12 protein-coding genes are annotated in these 16,688 nt (G+C 60.1%); 5 read left to right on the forward strand and 7 right to left on the reverse strand.

All coding sequences use genetic code 11. The annotated features are described in order from the left end of the window. Positions 1-10 precede the first annotated feature (10 nt). On the forward strand, positions 11-757 hold the full coding sequence (locus FEE99_RS17580) for an SDR family oxidoreductase (protein WP_041480996.1): 747 nt from the start codon (positions 11-13) through the stop codon (positions 755-757). A gap of 150 nt (positions 758-907) precedes the next feature. Here FEE99_RS17580 and mapR read toward each other — a convergent pair whose 3' ends face one another. From mapR to FEE99_RS17595, 3 genes are all read right to left on the reverse strand, one after another. After that, positions 908-2,317, reverse strand: coding sequence for a GntR family transcriptional regulator MpaR (gene mapR, locus FEE99_RS17585; protein WP_041480995.1), 1,410 nt, complete (start codon positions 2,315-2,317; stop codon positions 908-910). A 130-nt stretch (positions 2,318-2,447) separates the two neighbouring features. Further along, on the reverse strand, positions 2,448-3,878 hold the full coding sequence (gene ccoG / locus FEE99_RS17590) for a cytochrome c oxidase accessory protein CcoG (protein ID WP_041481087.1): 1,431 nt from the start codon (positions 3,876-3,878) through the stop codon (positions 2,448-2,450). 195 nt (positions 3,879-4,073) lie between these two features. Next, the gene (locus FEE99_RS17595) at positions 4,074-4,322 is read right to left on the reverse strand and encodes a DUF3203 family protein (protein ID WP_041480994.1); all 249 of its coding nucleotides are present in this window, start codon (positions 4,320-4,322) and stop codon (positions 4,074-4,076) included. Positions 4,323-4,445: 123 nt separating this feature from the next. On the opposite strand from FEE99_RS17595, the gene FEE99_RS17600 reads away from it, so the two are divergent. Continuing rightward, positions 4,446-4,958: an MgtC/SapB family protein gene (locus tag FEE99_RS17600; RefSeq protein ID WP_041480993.1), complete on the forward strand. Its 513-nt coding sequence runs from the start codon at positions 4,446-4,448 to the stop codon at positions 4,956-4,958. Positions 4,959-5,108: 150 nt separating this feature from the next. On the opposite strand, the gene FEE99_RS17605 is transcribed toward FEE99_RS17600, so the two are convergent. After that, on the reverse strand, positions 5,109-5,267 hold the full coding sequence (locus FEE99_RS17605; RefSeq protein ID WP_167351302.1) for a hypothetical protein: 159 nt from the start codon (positions 5,265-5,267) through the stop codon (positions 5,109-5,111). Between the two features lie 217 nt (positions 5,268-5,484). Here FEE99_RS17605 and FEE99_RS17610 point away from each other — a divergent pair, with 217 nt between their 5' ends. The 3 genes from FEE99_RS17610 (at position 5,485) to glgB (ending at position 13,204) form a co-directional block, all read left to right on the forward strand. Further along, on the forward strand, positions 5,485-7,482 hold the full coding sequence (locus tag FEE99_RS17610) for an alpha-1,4-glucan--maltose-1-phosphate maltosyltransferase (RefSeq protein ID WP_041480992.1): 1,998 nt from the start codon (positions 5,485-5,487) through the stop codon (positions 7,480-7,482). Positions 7,483-7,628: 146 nt separating this feature from the next. Next, the gene (gene treS / locus FEE99_RS17615; RefSeq protein WP_041480991.1) at positions 7,629-10,970 is read left to right on the forward strand and encodes a maltose alpha-D-glucosyltransferase; all 3,342 of its coding nucleotides are present in this window, start codon (positions 7,629-7,631) and stop codon (positions 10,968-10,970) included. Positions 10,971-10,972: 2 nt separating this feature from the next. Beyond that, positions 10,973-13,204, forward strand: a complete 2,232-nt coding sequence (gene glgB, locus FEE99_RS17620) for a 1,4-alpha-glucan branching protein GlgB (protein WP_041480990.1) — start codon at positions 10,973-10,975, stop codon at positions 13,202-13,204. 129 nt (positions 13,205-13,333) lie between these two features. Here the strand turns inward: glgB and FEE99_RS17625 are convergent, their stop codons facing one another. The 3 genes from FEE99_RS17625 to FEE99_RS17635 form a co-directional block, all read right to left on the reverse strand. Continuing rightward, positions 13,334-14,386, reverse strand: a complete 1,053-nt coding sequence (locus tag FEE99_RS17625) for an autotransporter outer membrane beta-barrel domain-containing protein (protein WP_041480989.1) — start codon at positions 14,384-14,386, stop codon at positions 13,334-13,336. Between the two features lie 379 nt (positions 14,387-14,765). Then, positions 14,766-15,548, reverse strand: coding sequence for an endonuclease/exonuclease/phosphatase family protein (locus FEE99_RS17630; RefSeq protein ID WP_016774637.1), 783 nt, complete (start codon positions 15,546-15,548; stop codon positions 14,766-14,768). 214 nt (positions 15,549-15,762) lie between these two features. Continuing rightward, the gene (locus tag FEE99_RS17635; protein ID WP_041480988.1) at positions 15,763-16,521 is read right to left on the reverse strand and encodes a PIG-L deacetylase family protein; all 759 of its coding nucleotides are present in this window, start codon (positions 16,519-16,521) and stop codon (positions 15,763-15,765) included. Positions 16,522-16,688: the final 167 nt, after the last annotated feature.

Genomic DNA, 16,688 nt, shown 5'->3' on the forward strand with positions numbered 1-16,688 from the left:
GAAGGCCAGCATGGATAAAGTCATTGTCATCACCGGGGGCGGGCGCGGAATCGGCGCGGCTACGGCATTGCTGGCAGCCGAACAGGGCTACCGGATCTGCATCAACTATCAGTCGGATGAGCAGGCCGCACACAGCGTACTCGAACAGGTTCGAGCCTTGGGCGCGCAGGCCATCGCGGTTCGCGCCGATGTCAGCATCGAAGACGAAGTGATCGCGATGTTTCATCGCGTCGACACCGAACTGGGCCGTGTCACCGCGCTGGTCAATAACGCCGGCACCGTCGGACAGAAATCGCGGGTCGATGAGATGTCCGAATTCCGCATCCTCAAAATCATGAAAACCAACGTGCTGGCGCCGATCCTCTGCGCCAAGCACGCGATCCTGCGCATGTCGCCCAAACATGGCGGGCAGGGCGGCAGCATCGTCAACGTCTCCTCGGTCGCGGCACGCCTCGGTTCGCCGAACGAGTACGTCGATTACGCCGCATCCAAGGGTGCGCTCGACACCTTCACTATCGGTCTGTCGAAAGAGGTCGCGGGTGAGGGCATTCGCGTCAATGCCGTGCGTCCGGGCTACATCTATACCGACTTCCATGCGCTGAGCGGCGACCCGGATCGGGTCAGCAAGCTCGAATCGGCGATTCCCATGGCCCGGGGCGGGCGGCCGGATGAAGTGGCGGAGGCGATTGTCTGGTTGCTGTCGGACAAGGCATCGTATGCGACCGGGACGTTTGTTGATTTGGGGGGTGGGCGGTAAGGCCGAAAGATTTTCGCTAAAAGTGCGGCCCTCATCGCTGGCAAGCCAGCTCCCACAGATTTTGCGGCCTCATCAGATTCTGTATATGTCGAAGATACATGTGGGAGCTGGCTTGCCAGCGATGAGGCCGGTGCAAACAGCACAGAATCATCAGAACGACCGCACAATCCGCCCCAACGTCTCCATGGCCTTTTCCGATTCTTCGGTCCACGGGCTGCCGTAATTCAAGCGAATGCAATTCCTGAAGCGCTGGGTCGGCGAGAATATCGGCCCCGGCGCGATGCTGATGCCTTGCGCCAGTGCCATCTGGAACAACTTCAGCGAGTCCATCTGCTCCGGCAATTCCAGCCACAGAAAGTAGCCGCCCGCCGGTTGGCTGACCCGGGTCTGCGCCGGAAAGTAGCGGGCAATCGCCGCGAGCATCGCGCTCTGCTGTTCTTCCAGGGCATAACGAAGTTTGCGCAGATGCCGATCGTAGCCGCCGTGTTGCAGATAATCGGCGATAGCCGCTTGCGCCGGCATCGAAGCGCACAGTGAGGTCATCAGCTTCAGCCGTTCGATTTTCTGCGCGAAACGTCCGGCGGCCACCCAGCCGATGCGATAACCGGGCGCGAGACTTTTGGCGAACGAGCCGCAATGCATGACCAATCCTTCGGTATCAAAAGCCTTGGCCGGTTTTGGCGCCTGTTGCCCGTAATAAAGCTCGGCGTAGACGTCGTCTTCGATCAACGGCACCTGATGCTGACGCAGCAGTTCGACCAGTTCCTGTTTCTTCGCCTCGGGCACAGTCGCGCCCATCGGATTCTGGAAACTGGTCATGCACCAGCAGGCCTTGATCGGGTGACGTTCGAGGGTTTGCGCGAGCACACCGAGATCGATGCCATCGCGCGGGTGCACGGGGATCTCCACGGCTTTGAGTTTCAGACGCTCCAGCACCTGCAGGCTGGCGTAGAACGCCGGGGCCTCGATGGCCACCAGATCACCGGGCTCGGTCACCGCTTGCAAACACAGGTTCAGCGCTTCGAGGGCGCCGTTGGTGATAAGCAATTCTTCCATCGGCAACATCAGTCCGCCGACCATGTAGCGCAGGGCAATCTGCCGGCGCAGTTGCGGATTGCCCGGCGACATGTCGGTGACGACCATGCGCGGGTCCATCTCCCGCGCGGCGCTGGCCAGGGAGCGCGACAGGCGTTGCAGCGGGAACAGCGTCGGGCTGGGGAAGGCGGAGCCGAAGGGCACGGTGTTGGGGTCTTTGATCGAATCGAGTACCGAGAACACCAACTCGCTGACGTCGACTTCAGTGGATTCGTTGACTTGGCTGCTGATTACCGGCTCGGAGAATGTGCTCGGCGTATGGGCGTTGACGAAGTAACCGGAGCGCGGCCGGGCGCGGATCAGGCCACGGCGTTCGAGCAGATAATAGGCCTGGAACACCGTGGACGGGCTGACGCCGTAGGTCTGACTGGCGTAGCGCACCGACGGCACCCGCTGGCCGGGGCCGAGCACGCCGGAGCGAATCAGTTCAGCGATGTCGTCGGCGAATTTTTCGTAGCGTTTCATGGTGGATCCGAATGGGGTCTATAAGCAATCGCGTCGCCTCCATTCGCGAGCAGGCTCGCTCCCACAACGACCGCCATTTCCTGTGGGAGCGAGCCTGCTCGCGAATGAAAGCACCGCAGTCTAACGGCAATCAACGATTTATCGGCGCCACAAACCGGCTCTTCGCCACGCTGTAAACCTGCGGCTCGTCACTGTCTTCAATCCTGAAACTCAACGTCTGCGAACTGCTCGCCGGGCGCTCGGTGGTCATCGCCACCGACACCGGCACATCGACAATCTCTCCCGGCGCCAGGCTCAATGCCGTTTTGCCCTGCAATTCAAACCCGTCGCCATCAACCAGACTCAAGCGGTATTCCTGTCGCTGCTGAGTCTTGTTGATCACTTTCAGCGAATAAATATTCTCGATCTGCCCCTGAGCGTTCTCGCGGAACAACCCGCGATCCTTGGTCACGTCCAGCGACACCATCGGCCGCTCGATCAATGCCAGCGCCAACGCTCCGATCATCACCAACAACACCGCCGTATAGCCAATCAAACGCGGACGCAGCAGGTGGGTTTTGCCGCCCTGCAATTCGCGCTCGGAACTGTAGCGGATCAGGCCGCGCGGGTAATGCATTTTGTCCATGATCGAATCGCAGGCGTCGATGCACGCTGCGCAGCCGATGCATTCCATTTGCAAGCCATCGCGGATGTCGATGCCGGTCGGGCAGACCTGCACGCACAACTGGCAGTCGATGCAATCACCCAGGCCGGCTTCGACCGGGCGCACATCACGCTTGCGCGGACCACGGTTTTCGCCACGGGCGGCGTCGTAGGCAATGGTCAGCGTGTCCTTGTCGAACATCACACTCTGGAACCGCGCATACGGGCACATGTGCATGCACACTGCCTCACGCAGCCAACCGGCGTTGATGTAGGTGGCGGCGGCGAAGAACAGCACCCAGAACAGACTGACGCCACCGATCTGCAGGGTCAGCAAATCTTCGGCCAGCGGCCGGATTGGGGTGAAGTAGCCGACGAAGGTCAGGCCGGTGATCACGCTGATCGCCAGCCACAACGTGTGCTTGGCGGCGCGCCGCGCCAGTTTGTTCAGGCTCCACGGCGCCGCTTGCAGTTTGATCCGCTGGTTGCGTTCGCCTTCGGTGATCTTCTCGCACCACATGAAGATCCACGTCCACGAACTCTGCGGGCAGGTGTAACCGCACCAGACGCGACCGGCGAACACGGTAATTGCGAACAGACCGAAAGCAGCGATGATCAGCAGCGCCGAGAGCAGAATGAAATCCTGCGGCCAGAACGTCGCGCCGAAGATGTGGAATTTGCTTTCCGCCAGATCCCAAAGTACGGCCTGCCGACCGCCCCAGTTCAGCCACACGGTGCCGAAAAACAGCACATACAGAAGTCCGGCACCGCTCATACGCAGGTTGCGGAAAAGGCCGGTGAAACTGCGGGTGTGGATCTGCTTGTCGGTGGATCCGGCAGTCGCCTTCAGTGGGCGCGCGGGTACGCTTTTTATCGTTGGCGATGCTTCTACGGTTCGGACGGGGATTCGGTCGCTCATGGTCATTCGCTCATCAGCCTCCATCAGGCCGATGAACTATGGGCGCCGATCTGTTTGCAGAACAGACTCAGGTCTGGCAATAAAAAGCGGATCAGATGAGGTTTGGCGCAATGCCTGCGACAACTTGAAGCAACCTGCCAGGCAAGGCGCAAACGCCTATTGCAGGCGTCTGCGTCGGGTGTTGATCGAAATCAATCAAACCACCGAATCACTGTCATCGGCCTTCAGATGTTTGCGCCCGTCCTTGGCCCCGGCGACGGTCAAGGCATCGGCTTCTGCTTCGGTGATGTAGGTACGTTTGCCTTCGATTTCCACGAACGACATGGCTTTTTCGCTATCGGTCATGACTTCGAGGGTGTCGCAGATGCGAATTTCCTCACCATGCTCGACGGTGAAAAAACACACTTTCTGCTCGGGGTTGGATTCATCGATTCGAACGGGCATGGCGGCAGTCCTTGTTCCAGTGAGGTCTGCACGTTAGGGCGCGCAGCGCGCCGATCGTTCTGCGCAACCGATTAATGGTCGCTGTTGTCCATCGTTTATCTAACCAATAACAAGGGAGGCACGATGGAAGACTGGTGGGATGAAGTGTGGGCAACGGTGCAAGCCGAATTTGCCGATATCGGCGACGCCTCGCAAATGACCCGAATCACCGTACGCCTGCTGATGGCGGCGATTCTCGGCGGGATACTCGGATTTGAGCGCGAGCATAAAGGCAAGGCAGCGGGCGTGCGCACGCACATGCTGGTGGCGTTGGGCGCTGCGCTATTCGTATTAGTGCCGCAGACCTCGGGCGCAGAATCCGATGCGATGAGTCGGGTATTGCAGGGCGTAATTGCCGGGATCGGCTTTCTCGGCGCCGGCACCATTCTGAAAAATCAGCAGGGCGACGAATCCCATGTCAAAGGCCTGACCACGGCGGCGGGCTTATGGATGACGGCGGCAATCGGCGTGGCGGCGGGGCTGGGCAAGGAGGCGACGGCATTGCTCAGTACCATTCTGGCACTGGCGATCTTCAGCGTGATGCCTTACGTGGTGAGAGTGTTCGAGAAGGATGTCGACAAGAACGACCACCTCTGACTTCCCGACGGCTGATGATCGTTGCCTGATCGTTCCCACGCTCCGCGTGGGAATGCAGCCCGGGACGCTCCGCGTCCCTTCTGGAGCCGAACGCGGAGCGTCCGTTGAGGCATCCCCACGCGGAGCGTGGGAACGATCAGGGGGGCAGGGTCAGACGATCACTGGCGGCATCGTATTCGGTGGCTCTTCTTTCGGCGGTGGCGTGGTGCCGGGTGGCTCTTGCTCGGGCACCGGTGGCGGCTCGGTATCCGGCAGGGTGGGTTTGTCGATGTTCGGATCAGGCGTTTCCGCCGGGATCGGGATGTTCATCTGATGACCTCCATATGGCACATGGCGTGGGACGTGCTTAAGTGAGTTGACCCGGCCACGACAAATTCGATCCGCCGGTTTGTCTTGTTAATTTCATCTGAACTTTTCCCCGCGCCGGTTGCTCGGAACCTAAGTGAGTTCATGACAGGGCCGGCGCTTTGTCGCGAATACTGTTCCGGCACAAGAGCGTCCTTGGGGCGTTAAGGAGAGATGCTCAATGACTGCTGAAAGACCTTCAGAGCTGAGTTACAACCCGCACATGCCATTGTCGCAGGCGTTGCTGCTGCCTCGAATCGTCATCGAAAACACCATGCCGACCCTCGACGGCGGCCAGTTTGCCGTCAAGTCGATTGCCGGGCGCGAAGTGGTGGTGACCAGCAAGGTGTTTGCCGACGGCCATGACAAGCTCGCCGTACGCATCCGCTGGCGTGAAGAAGGCCAGGAAACCTGGCAGACCGAGATCATGTCCGATCAGGGCAACAACACCTGGCAAGGTCAGTTCCGCCCTGAGGAGCAGGGCCGCTATCTGTATTGCATCGAAGCGTGGATCGACCATTTCGCCAGCTTCCAGTACGAACTGGAAAAGAAGCACAATGCTGCTGTGCCGGTTTCCTTGGAGCTGCAGGAAGGCCGGACCATGGTGCAACAGGCCGCAGAGCGCAGCGAAGGTCAGCTCAGCGAGCAGCTTGCCGCGCTGCACCATGAATTGTCCGGCCTGCTCGAAACCGAGCAGGTTGCGCTGTTTCTGCACTCGCGCAGTGCAGAGCTGATGGCTCAGGCCGATCACCGCGCCTACCTCAGCATCAGCGCCGAATTCCCCATGGACGTCGAGCGCGAACTCGCCGAGTTCGCCAGTTGGTATGAGCTGTTTCCGCGCTCGATCACTGACGATCCCCAGCGTCACGGCACGTTCAACGACGTGCACTCGCGTCTGCCGATGATTCAGGACATGGGCTTCGACGTGTTGTACTTCACGCCGATTCACCCGATCGGCCGCGCCCACCGCAAGGGCCGCAACAATTCCCTTACCGCCGGCCCTGACGATCCTGGCAGTCCGTACGCGATCGGCAGCGAGGAGGGTGGTCACGAGGCGATTCATTCGCAACTCGGCACCCGTGAAGATTTCCGCCGGCTGGTGGCTGCCGCCGCCGACCATGGCCTGGAAATCGCTCTCGACTTCGCCATCCAGTGTTCCCAAGACCACCCGTGGCTCAAGGAACATCCGGGCTGGTTCAACTGGCGCCCGGACGGCACGATCAAATACGCCGAAAACCCGCCGAAGAAATACCAGGACATCGTCAACGTCGACTTCTATGCGCCGGACGCGATTCCGAGCCTGTGGGTCGAGTTGCGCGATATCGTCGTCGGTTGGGTCAAGGAAGGTGTGAAGATCTTCCGCGTCGACAACCCGCACACCAAACCGCTGCCGTTCTGGCAATGGTTGATCGCCGACGTTCGCACGCTGTATCCGGAAGTGATCTTCCTCGCCGAGGCCTTCACCACGCCGGCGATGATGGCGCGTCTGGGCAAGGTCGGTTACTCGCAGAGCTACACCTATTTCACCTGGCGCAATACCAAGGCCGAGCTGGCGGAATATTTCACCGAGCTGAATCAGTCGCCGTGGCGCGAATGCTACCGGCCGAATTTCTTCGTCAATACCCCGGACATCAACCCGGCGTTTTTGCATGAGTCGGGGCGTCCCGGTTTCCTCATTCGCGCTGCCTTGGCAACGATGGGCTCGGGCCTGTGGGGCATGTATTCCGGCTTCGAGTTGTGCGAATCGGCACCGGTGCCGGGCAAAGAGGAATACCTGGATTCGGAGAAATACGAAATCCGCGTCCGCGACTTCACCGCGCCGGGCAACATCATTGCCGAGATCGCCCAGCTCAACCGCATCCGTCGGCAGAACCCGGCGCTGCACACCCATTTGGGCCTGAAGATCTACAACGCCTGGAACGACAACATTCTGTTCTTCGGCAAGCGCAGCGCCGATGGCACGAACTTCATTCTGGTCGCGGTCAGCCTCGATCCGCATAACGTGCAGGAAGCGAATTTCGAACTGCCGCTGTGGGAAATGGGCCTGCCGGACGATGCCACCACCCATGGCGAAGATTTGATGAACGGCCATCGCTGGGACTGGCACGGCAAGTATCAGTTCATGCGCATCGATCCGGCGTATCAGCCGTTCGGGATTTGGCGGATCAGCGCCACGTAATGATCGTTCCCGCGCTCTGCGTGGGAATGCATCCCGGGACGCTCCGCGTCCCAAAGCGGACGCAGAGCGTCCATGGCGGCATTCCCACGCAGAGCGTGGGAACGATCGTCGTGGGACGCCCATAAAGTATTCAACAGGAGTTCCACATGGCGAAGAAACCCAAGGCAGCCGCCTTCATCAAAGACCCGCTCTGGTACAAGGATGCGGTGATTTATCAGGTTCACGTCAAATCGTTTTTCGACTCCAACAATGACGGGATCGGCGACTTTCCCGGGCTTATCGCCAAACTCGATTACATTGCCGACCTCGGCGTCAACACCATCTGGCTATTGCCGTTCTATCCCTCGCCACGCCGCGACGACGGCTACGACATCGCTGAATACCGTGGCGTGCACAGCGACTACGGGACCATGGCCGACGCCAAGCGTTTCATTGCCGAAGCGCATAAGCGCGGGCTGCGGGTGATCACCGAGCTGGTCATCAACCACACCTCCGACCAGCACCCGTGGTTCCAGCGTGCGCGTAAAGCCAAGCCCGGTTCAGCGGCGCGAGATTTCTACGTGTGGTCCGATGACGACCAGAAATACGACGGCACGCGGATCATCTTCCTCGACACCGAAAAGTCCAACTGGACCTGGGACCCGGTCGCCGGCCAATACTTCTGGCACCGCTTCTACTCGCACCAGCCGGATCTGAACTTCGACAACCCGCAAGTGATGAAAGCCGTGTTGTCGGTGATGCGCTACTGGCTGGACATGGGCATCGACGGCCTGCGCCTCGACGCGATTCCGTACCTGATCGAGCGCGACGGCACCAACAACGAAAACCTGCCCGAGACCCACGACGTCCTCAAGCAGATCCGTGCCGAGATCGACGCCAACTATCCCGACCGCATGCTGCTGGCCGAGGCCAATCAGTGGCCGGAAGACACTCAGCTGTATTTCGGTGACACCGATGCCGCTGGCGTCAATGGCGACGAATGCCACATGGCCTTCCACTTCCCGCTGATGCCGCGCATGTACATGGCACTGGCCCAGGAAGACCGTTTCCCGATCACTGACATCCTGCGTCAGACCCCGGAGATTCCGGCGAACTGTCAGTGGGCGATTTTCCTGCGTAATCACGATGAGCTGACCCTGGAAATGGTCACCGACCGTGAGCGCGATTACCTGTGGAATTACTACGCCGCTGACCGTCGCGCGCGGATCAACCTCGGTATTCGCCGTCGTCTCGCTCCGTTGATGGAGCGCGATCGCCGCCGTATCGAACTGCTCAACAGCCTGCTGCTGTCGATGCCCGGCACGCCGACGCTGTACTACGGCGACGAAATCGGCATGGGCGACAACATCTACCTCGGCGACCGCGATGGCGTGCGTACACCGATGCAGTGGTCGATCGACCGCAACGGCGGTTTCTCCCGCGCCGATCCGGCCAGTCTGGTACTGCCGCCGATCATGGACCCGCAGTATGGCTATCAGTCGGTCAACGTCGAAACCCAGTCCGGCGATCCGCACTCGTTGTTGAACTGGACGCGCCGTCTGCTGGCCGTGCGCAAGCAATCGAAAGCCTTCGGCCGTGGCACCTTGAAAATGCTCTCGCCGAGCAACCGTCGCGTGCTGGCTTACACCCGCGAATACACCGATGCCGACGGCAAGCACGAGATCATTCTGTGCGTGGCGAACGTCTCGCGCAGTGCGCAAGCGGTCGAGCTGGACCTGTCCGCGTATGTCGGCATGGTGCCGGTGGAAATGCTCGGTGGTAACGCGTTCCCGCCGATCGGTCAGTTGAATTTCCTCCTGACCCTGGCGCCGTACGGTTTCTATTGGTTTGCACTGGCGGCAGAAAATCAGATGCCGAGCTGGCACGTCGAGCCGGCGCAGAGCCTGCCGGATTTCACCACGCTGGTGCTGAAAAAGCGCATGGAAGAGCTGCTCGAAGTGCCGTCGCGTACGACGCTGGAGCAAAGCATCCTGCCGAGCTGGCTGCAGAATCGTCGCTGGTTTGCCGGCAAGGATGCGGCGATCGAGAAGGTCAATCTGGCTTACGGCGTGCGCTTCGGTGACGCCCAGCACCCAGTGCTGCTCAGCGAAATCGAAGTCACCAGTGGCGGCCAGACCAACCGTTATCAGCTGCCGTTCGGCTTCATTGGCGAAGACCATGTCGGCCCGCCATTGCCGCAGCAATTGGCGCTTTCGCGTGTACGCCGTGTGCGTCAGGTTGGCCTGATCACCGATGCGTTCACCCTGGAAACCTTCGTCCGCGCCGTTCTGCAAGGCATGCAGAACAACACCGTACTGGAGTCGATCGAAGGCGAAATCCGCTTCGAACAGACAGATCATCTGGAAAAACTCGGCCTTGGCGCCGAGTCGGATGTGCGCTACCTGTCGGCCGAGCAATCGAACAGTTCAGTGGTAATCGGCAACAGTCTGGTGCTTAAGCTGATACGCAAAGTCGCTTCTGGCGTACACCCGGAACTGGAGATGAGCGCTTACCTGACCGAGGCCGGGTTTGCCAATATCTCTCCACTGCTCGGTTCGGTGATTCGCCGTGACGCGCAAGGCGAAGACAACTTGCTGATGATCGCCCAAGGCTATCTGAGCAATCAGGGCGACGCATGGGAATGGACGCAGAACAACCTGGAACGGGCGCTGCGCGATGAACTGGCCGACGCCATGTCCGAGCAGGAGCAGCATTACAACGCCCTCGGCGAGCTGAGAGACTTCGCCGGCATGCTTGGTCAGCGTCTGGGCGAGATGCATCAGGTGCTCGCTGCGCCAACCGACAATGCCGGCTTCGCGCCGCAAGTGTCGTCGAGCAAGGACATGGCCGCGACGGGCAAGGATGTCACCGCCCAGGTCGAACACGCCTTGAAACTGCTCAAACAGCATCAAGGCGAGTTGAATGCGGCGGATCAGAAACTGGTCAAGCGTCTGCTCGACGAGAAGAAAACCATTCTTGCCCATGTGCAGGATCTGGCGAAGAAAGCCACCGGCGGCTTGCGCATTCGGGTGCATGGCGACTTGCATTTGGGCCAGGTGCTGGTGATCAAGGGCGACGCCTACCTGATCGACTTCGAGGGCGAACCGGCGCGGCCGCTGAGCGAGCGCCGCGGCAAGCACAGCCCGTACAAGGATGTCAGCGGCGTACTGCGTTCGTTCGATTACGCAGCGGCGATGACCATCAATGTGCATAACGTTGATAACAGCGTCGAAGCCGAAGCGGCGCGCAAACGGGTCGCCGAGCGTTATCTGCGTGAGGCACGCGAGGCATTTGTCCAAGCATACCGCGAGGCAGCAGCTAGTCTTGAGCATGCCTGGCAGGATCCCGAGGGTGCCGACGCCGCGCTGGCGTTGTTCGGCCTGGAAAAAGCCGCTTATGAAGTGGCTTACGAGGCAGAAAACCGCCCAACGTGGCTGCCCGTGCCATTGCACGGCTTGTATGGATTATTGACAGGGCTTAAACCCTTTTCCGATCTTGGTGGAGAGTAGTCATGAGTTTCTCGAACAAGGAACAGGGTGTGGTAAAGGAAGCATTGTTACCCTCGGCGCGCGACATCGATGCTTTGGTGCGCGCTGAACATCAGGACCCGTTTTCCATTCTCGGCCCGCACGGCGATGGCGCTGGTGGGCAGTTCATCCGTGCTTATTTGCCAGGTGCGCTGAGTGTGGCGGTGCTGGACAAGGACAGCGGCGAAGAGCTTGGTCCGCTGGAGATGACTGAGACGCCGGGGCTGTTTGTCGGCCATTTCGATCAGGCGCGACCGTACCTGTTGCGCACGCGCTGGGCCGGTGGCGAGCAGGTCGCCGAAGATCCGTATAGCTTTGGTCAGCTGCTCGGCGAAATGGATTTGTATCTGTTCGCCGAAGGCAATCACCGTGACCTCAGTGCTTGCCTCGGTGCGCAGCTGAAAACCGTTGATGGCGTGGACGGTGTGCGCTTTGCCGTGTGGGCGCCGAATGCCCGCCGTGTTTCGGTGGTTGGCGATTTCAACGTCTGGGACGGTCGCCGTCACCCGATGCGTCTGCGCCACCCTTCGGGCGTGTGGGAGTTGTTCATCCCGCGCCTGCAAGCGGGGGAGTTGTACAAGTACGAAATCCTCGGCGCCCACGGCATTTTGCCGCTCAAGGCCGACCCGATGGCACTGGCCACCAGCCTGCCGCCGGACACCGCTTCGAAAGTTGCCTCGCCCCTGCAGATCGACTGGCAGGATCACGACTGGATGAATTCCCGTCAGGATCGCCAGCAGCGCTCAAAACCTCTGTCGATCTACGAGTTGCACGCCGGTTCCTGGCAGTGCGAGCTGGATGATCTCGGCGAGGTCGCGCGCCAGTACACCTGGCCGGAGCTGGCCGAGCGCCTGATTCCTTATGTCAAAGAGCTGGGTTTCACCCACATCGAACTGATGCCGATCATGGAGCACCCGTTCGGTGGTTCCTGGGGTTATCAGTTGCTTTCGCAGTTCGCGCCGAGTGCGCGTTATGGCACGCCGGATCAGTTCGCCGAGTTCGTCAACGCCTGTCACCAGGCCGACATTGGGGTGATCCTCGACTGGGTGCCGGCGCATTTCCCCACTGATACCCACGGTCTGGCCCAGTTCGACGGCACCGCGCTGTACGAATACGGCAACCCGCTGGAAGGCTTCCATCAGGATTGGGACACGCTGATCTACAACCTCGGTCGCACCGAAGTGCACGGCTACATGCTGGCCTCGGCGTTGCACTGGCTGAAACACTTCCATATCGACGGCCTGCGGGTGGATGCCGTGGCTTCGATGCTGTACCGCGACTATTCGCGCAAGGCTGGCGAATGGGTGCCGAATCGCCACGGCGGTCGGGAGAACCTGGAGGCCATCGACTTCCTGCGGCATTTGAACGACGTGGTTGAGCTGGAAGCGCCGGGTGCGCTGGTGATTGCCGAAGAGTCCACCGCCTGGCCGGGCGTCAGTCAGAGCACCCAGCAGGGCGGTCTCGGGTTTGCCTACAAATGGAACATGGGCTGGATGCACGATTCGCTGCACTACATCCAGCAAGATCCGGTGTACCGCGCCCATCACCACAACGAGTTGAGCTTTGGTCTGGTCTACGCCTGGTCGGAACGCTTCATTCTGCCGATTTCCCACGACGAAGTGGTGCACGGCAAGCACTCGTTGATCGACAAGATGCCTGGCGATCGCTGGCAGAAGTTTGCCAACCTGCGCGCCTATCTGAGCTTCATGTGGACGCATCCGGGCAAAAAGCTTTTGTTCATGGGCTGCGAGTTCGGCCAATGGCGCGAGTGGAACCACGATCAGCAGCTGGACTGGTACCTGCTGCAGTATTCCGAGCACAAAGGCGTGCAGAAACTGGTTGGCGATCTCAACCGGCTGTATCGCGAAGAGCCGGCGCTGCACGACCAGGACGATGCGCCGCAGGGCTTCCAGTGGTTGATTGGCGACGATGCGATCAATAGCGTTTACGCGTGGTTGCGCTGGAGCAAGGATGGCTCGCCAGTGCTGGTGGTTGCCAACTTCACCCCGGTACCGCGCCAGGCGTATCGGGTCGGCGTGCCGTTTGCCGGGCGCTGGACCGAGCTGTTCAACAGTGACGCCGACATTTACGCCGGCTCCAACTATGGCAATGGCGGCGGAGCGTTGACCGAAGAAGTGCCAAGCCATGGTCAGTCGTTGTCGCTGGAACTGAACCTGCCACCATTGGCGGTGTTGATTCTCAAGCCGCAGGGCTGATCCAGGTACAGTAAAACTGTGGGAGCGGGCTTGCCCGCGATGAGGCCGTCACATTCAGCACCTTTGTTGACTGACACTCCGCCATCGCTGGCAAGCCAGCTCCCACAGGGTTTTTCACTGATCAGCAGATCACCAACGCATCCGCACTCCAAGGCTGCCGATAATGCCGTTCAGATCATTGTCATCCACATCGCTGCTGTAATCGGCGCTCATGTACAGGCTTACTGCCGGTGTGACCCGCGCCACCAGACCCAAACCCAGTTCCACTGTTGATGACTTGCGGCTGCTGCTGATCTTGTCGACCTGATCAAGGGTCACCGTGCTGCCGGTGTAAACGGTGTGCCAAAGGTTGGTGCGCACGTAAGGTTCAACAGGCAACCCGTTCAAGTCATAACTGCCTTTCAACCGCGCACCGACACGGCCACTCCACGCGGTCAGGTCGGTCGACGAGGCGTTGCCCGAGCCGGCATAAGGCGCGTCGAGGCTGATGCGCTGGTTGATCAGTTGCGCCTGTGGTTCGACCACCCAGTTGTCACTCAAGCCGATCGGATAACCGCCTTCAACGGAAAAGGTCATCGCGTTGCCTTCGGTGGCTTGCCGATTGCCTTGCGGGGTCCGACTGAAACCGCTGACCCGACCGCCGCTGGCCGACAGGTCGACGTGCCAGCCCTGCGCGCCGACCAGGCTGTAATAGGCGCCAAGGCTCTGGCCTTGCAGGTTGAGGCTGTCAGTGTTGCGGTCGGCGAGGGCGCGTCGGGTCAGCGCACCACCGGCATTCAGCTGGACCTGATTGTCGCCACCTATGAGACCAAGGGTCTGGGTAGTCCCGTTACCGCTTTTCAACGTGAGCACGGCCGGACCTTTGAACTCGCCACCGGCCATCGCATAACCGGTAGAAAGTGCGTCGGTCTGTGCTTGCCGAGCGCTTTTGCCGTACAGCTCGTCCCATGCGGAGGGTGCAAGATCTTCGGTGATCAGGCGCGAACTCTGCTGACTCAATGGCAGCGGTCCGGGCGTTATCACGGTCACTGGCAAGGTCATCACAGGGACATCGGCGCGATACCACGCGGGTTCATCCGCCGAAAATTCCGCATGCGCCTCCATGGACGAGCACAGCAACAGCGAACCTGACACTGTGCAAAAAGTGATTTTCAATTCATGTGGGGTCAGTGAAGTTTTCATGGAGGTCTACCTTGCAAGCGCATGCGTCATCTCGTGTTTGGCGTCTCTCCTACCCCGAACGAGGGGCGACCGAATAGAGCGGGGCGAACCGCGGCTGCTCGATTTCGCGAGTGCCGGAAGGTCAGCCCCAGTAGTGATTCCGGGGGTAGTAAGGTAGAGATAAGAAGAGCGATGCCCGCGCGTCAAGAAAATGCACGATGAATGGCGCGCTTAAATCAGCAACCGCAAGCGTTTGTTTTTCTGCACATAACTAAGTGCTTGTTTGCATGGAAAAACGCTTGCGAAGGGTGCATCTGACGGTTTTTTGCCGCCGACGAAAGGTCCTTCCGAGCGGTAATTGCCGGAACGATCTGTCATTAGATGGCTGTCAAAAATGCAGCTAGAGGTGCACTTCAACCGCCAAGGGAAGATGATCCGACAAATGCGTCCACGGCTTGTTGCCGAGAATCCTTGGATCGTGGCTGCTGGCATTGCGCAGGTAAATCCGGTCCAGGCGCAACAGCGGAAAACGCGCCGGATAGGTTTTCGCCGGGCGCCCATGATGACGTTCAAAAGCTTCGTGCAAATAGTCGCGACGGGCGAGGGCGGCGTTGCCCTGCAACTGCCAGTCATTGAAATCACCGGCAATGATCACCGGCGCATCGTCGGGCAGTGATTCAAGCAACTGGCAAAGCAGCTGCAACTGCAATTGCCGATGGCTTTCCAGCAGACTCAAATGCACACAGATCGCGTGCACCTCGGCATGCCCGGGCACATCCAGGATGCAGTGCAACAGCCCGCGCCGTTCAGGCCCGGTGATCGACACGTCGAGGTTGCGATATTCGCGGATCGGGTATTTCGACAGCAGCGCGTTGCCGTGGTGGCCGTCGGGGTAAACGGCGTTGCGGCCGTAGGCAAAATCGCTCCACATACTGTCGGCGAGGAATTCGTATTGCGAGGTCTGCGGCCAGTCGTTGTAGCGACTCGAATGGCGCTCGTGTTCACCCACCACTTCCTGCAGAAACACCAGATCGGCCGAGGTACTGCGCATCGCCTCGCGCAGCTCCGGGAGAACAAACCGCCGATTCAGCGCAGTGAAGCCCTTGTGGGTATTGACCGTGAGTACCCGCAGGCGATGAATGACTGGCGCGTCGACCGCTTGACGCTTGGGATCGCTGGACACGTTCACTCCTCTGATTTGGGCCATGCCTGTTCATGCGACTGGTTTGAGGGGGTGGCAGTTCCTTACAGAAATATTTGATCGTACACAGGACTCTGTGGGAGCTGGCTTGCCAGCGATGGGGCCAAATCAGCAGTATCTCTATTGCCTGATACACGGCTATCGCTGGCAAGCCAGCTCCCACAGGATTTCACGGTGTCAGAGGGATCTGTGGTGCTTAGACAAAGACGATTTCATACGGCAAGCGCATCCGCTCCAGCAGCACCGGGGGCAGCAGCGGGGCGATGCCGATGGCCGGTTCGCCTTTGAGCTGGCTGGCGTAAGCGTGGGTGGCGTGGCTCTTGCGCGCTACGGTCCATGTGTCGAGACGTAGCTTGCGCGCGCGTTCCCAGGGAATCATTTGCTGCTCGCGCTCCGGCCAGTGCCAGGCCCACACCGGCACATCGTGGTAGGTCGCCCCGGCCTTCTGCGCCGCGTCGAAACTGGCCCGGCCAACCACTTCATGATCCGGCGGGCCATCCTTGCGCCAGGTACTGAACACCACGTCGCCCGGTCGCAGGTAACGGCCGATGAACTCGGTGAGCTGGCTTTGCTGATCACTCAGTGCGTTGTCGGTAAAGCCGCCGCGCACCCACTTCAGGCTGTGCATGGGCAGGCCGAGGCGGCGCAGGGCTTCGACGCTTTCCTGCGGGCGGAACACGCTCAGGCGTTGTTCCGACCATTGCCGCGAGCCGGGGTGGCTGGCGCTGCCGTCGGTAATGGAGAGCAATTGCAGTGGATGGCCAAGGCTGGAAAGCAATTGCAGCAGACCGCCGCAGGTGACCACTTCATCGCCCGGATGCGGGGCGATGACCACGGCGCGGGCGCCGGCGGGAACCAGGCTGTGGGTGTTGATGACGGGAATATTGTCGAGTTGCGGCGCGCTGTTCCAGATCTGCGCTGGCAGGCCGTGTTCGTTGATCAATGACGATTTCATGAGTGCGACGTCCTTGTGGTATCTCGCCCTCAGTCGTGAACAGCCAACGCTGATCGCGGCCCGTGAAGGCAAATGAATAGCAACGGTGCAGTGCTCCAACCCTTGGATTACTGCGAAGCAGAGTATTGCTCAAGACAGCGGATTCGTCGCGTCACAGATCGATCTGA

Source organism: Pseudomonas sp. ef1 (assembly GCF_007293365.2).
Classification (GTDB): domain Bacteria; phylum Pseudomonadota; class Gammaproteobacteria; order Pseudomonadales; family Pseudomonadaceae; genus Aquipseudomonas; species Aquipseudomonas siliginis.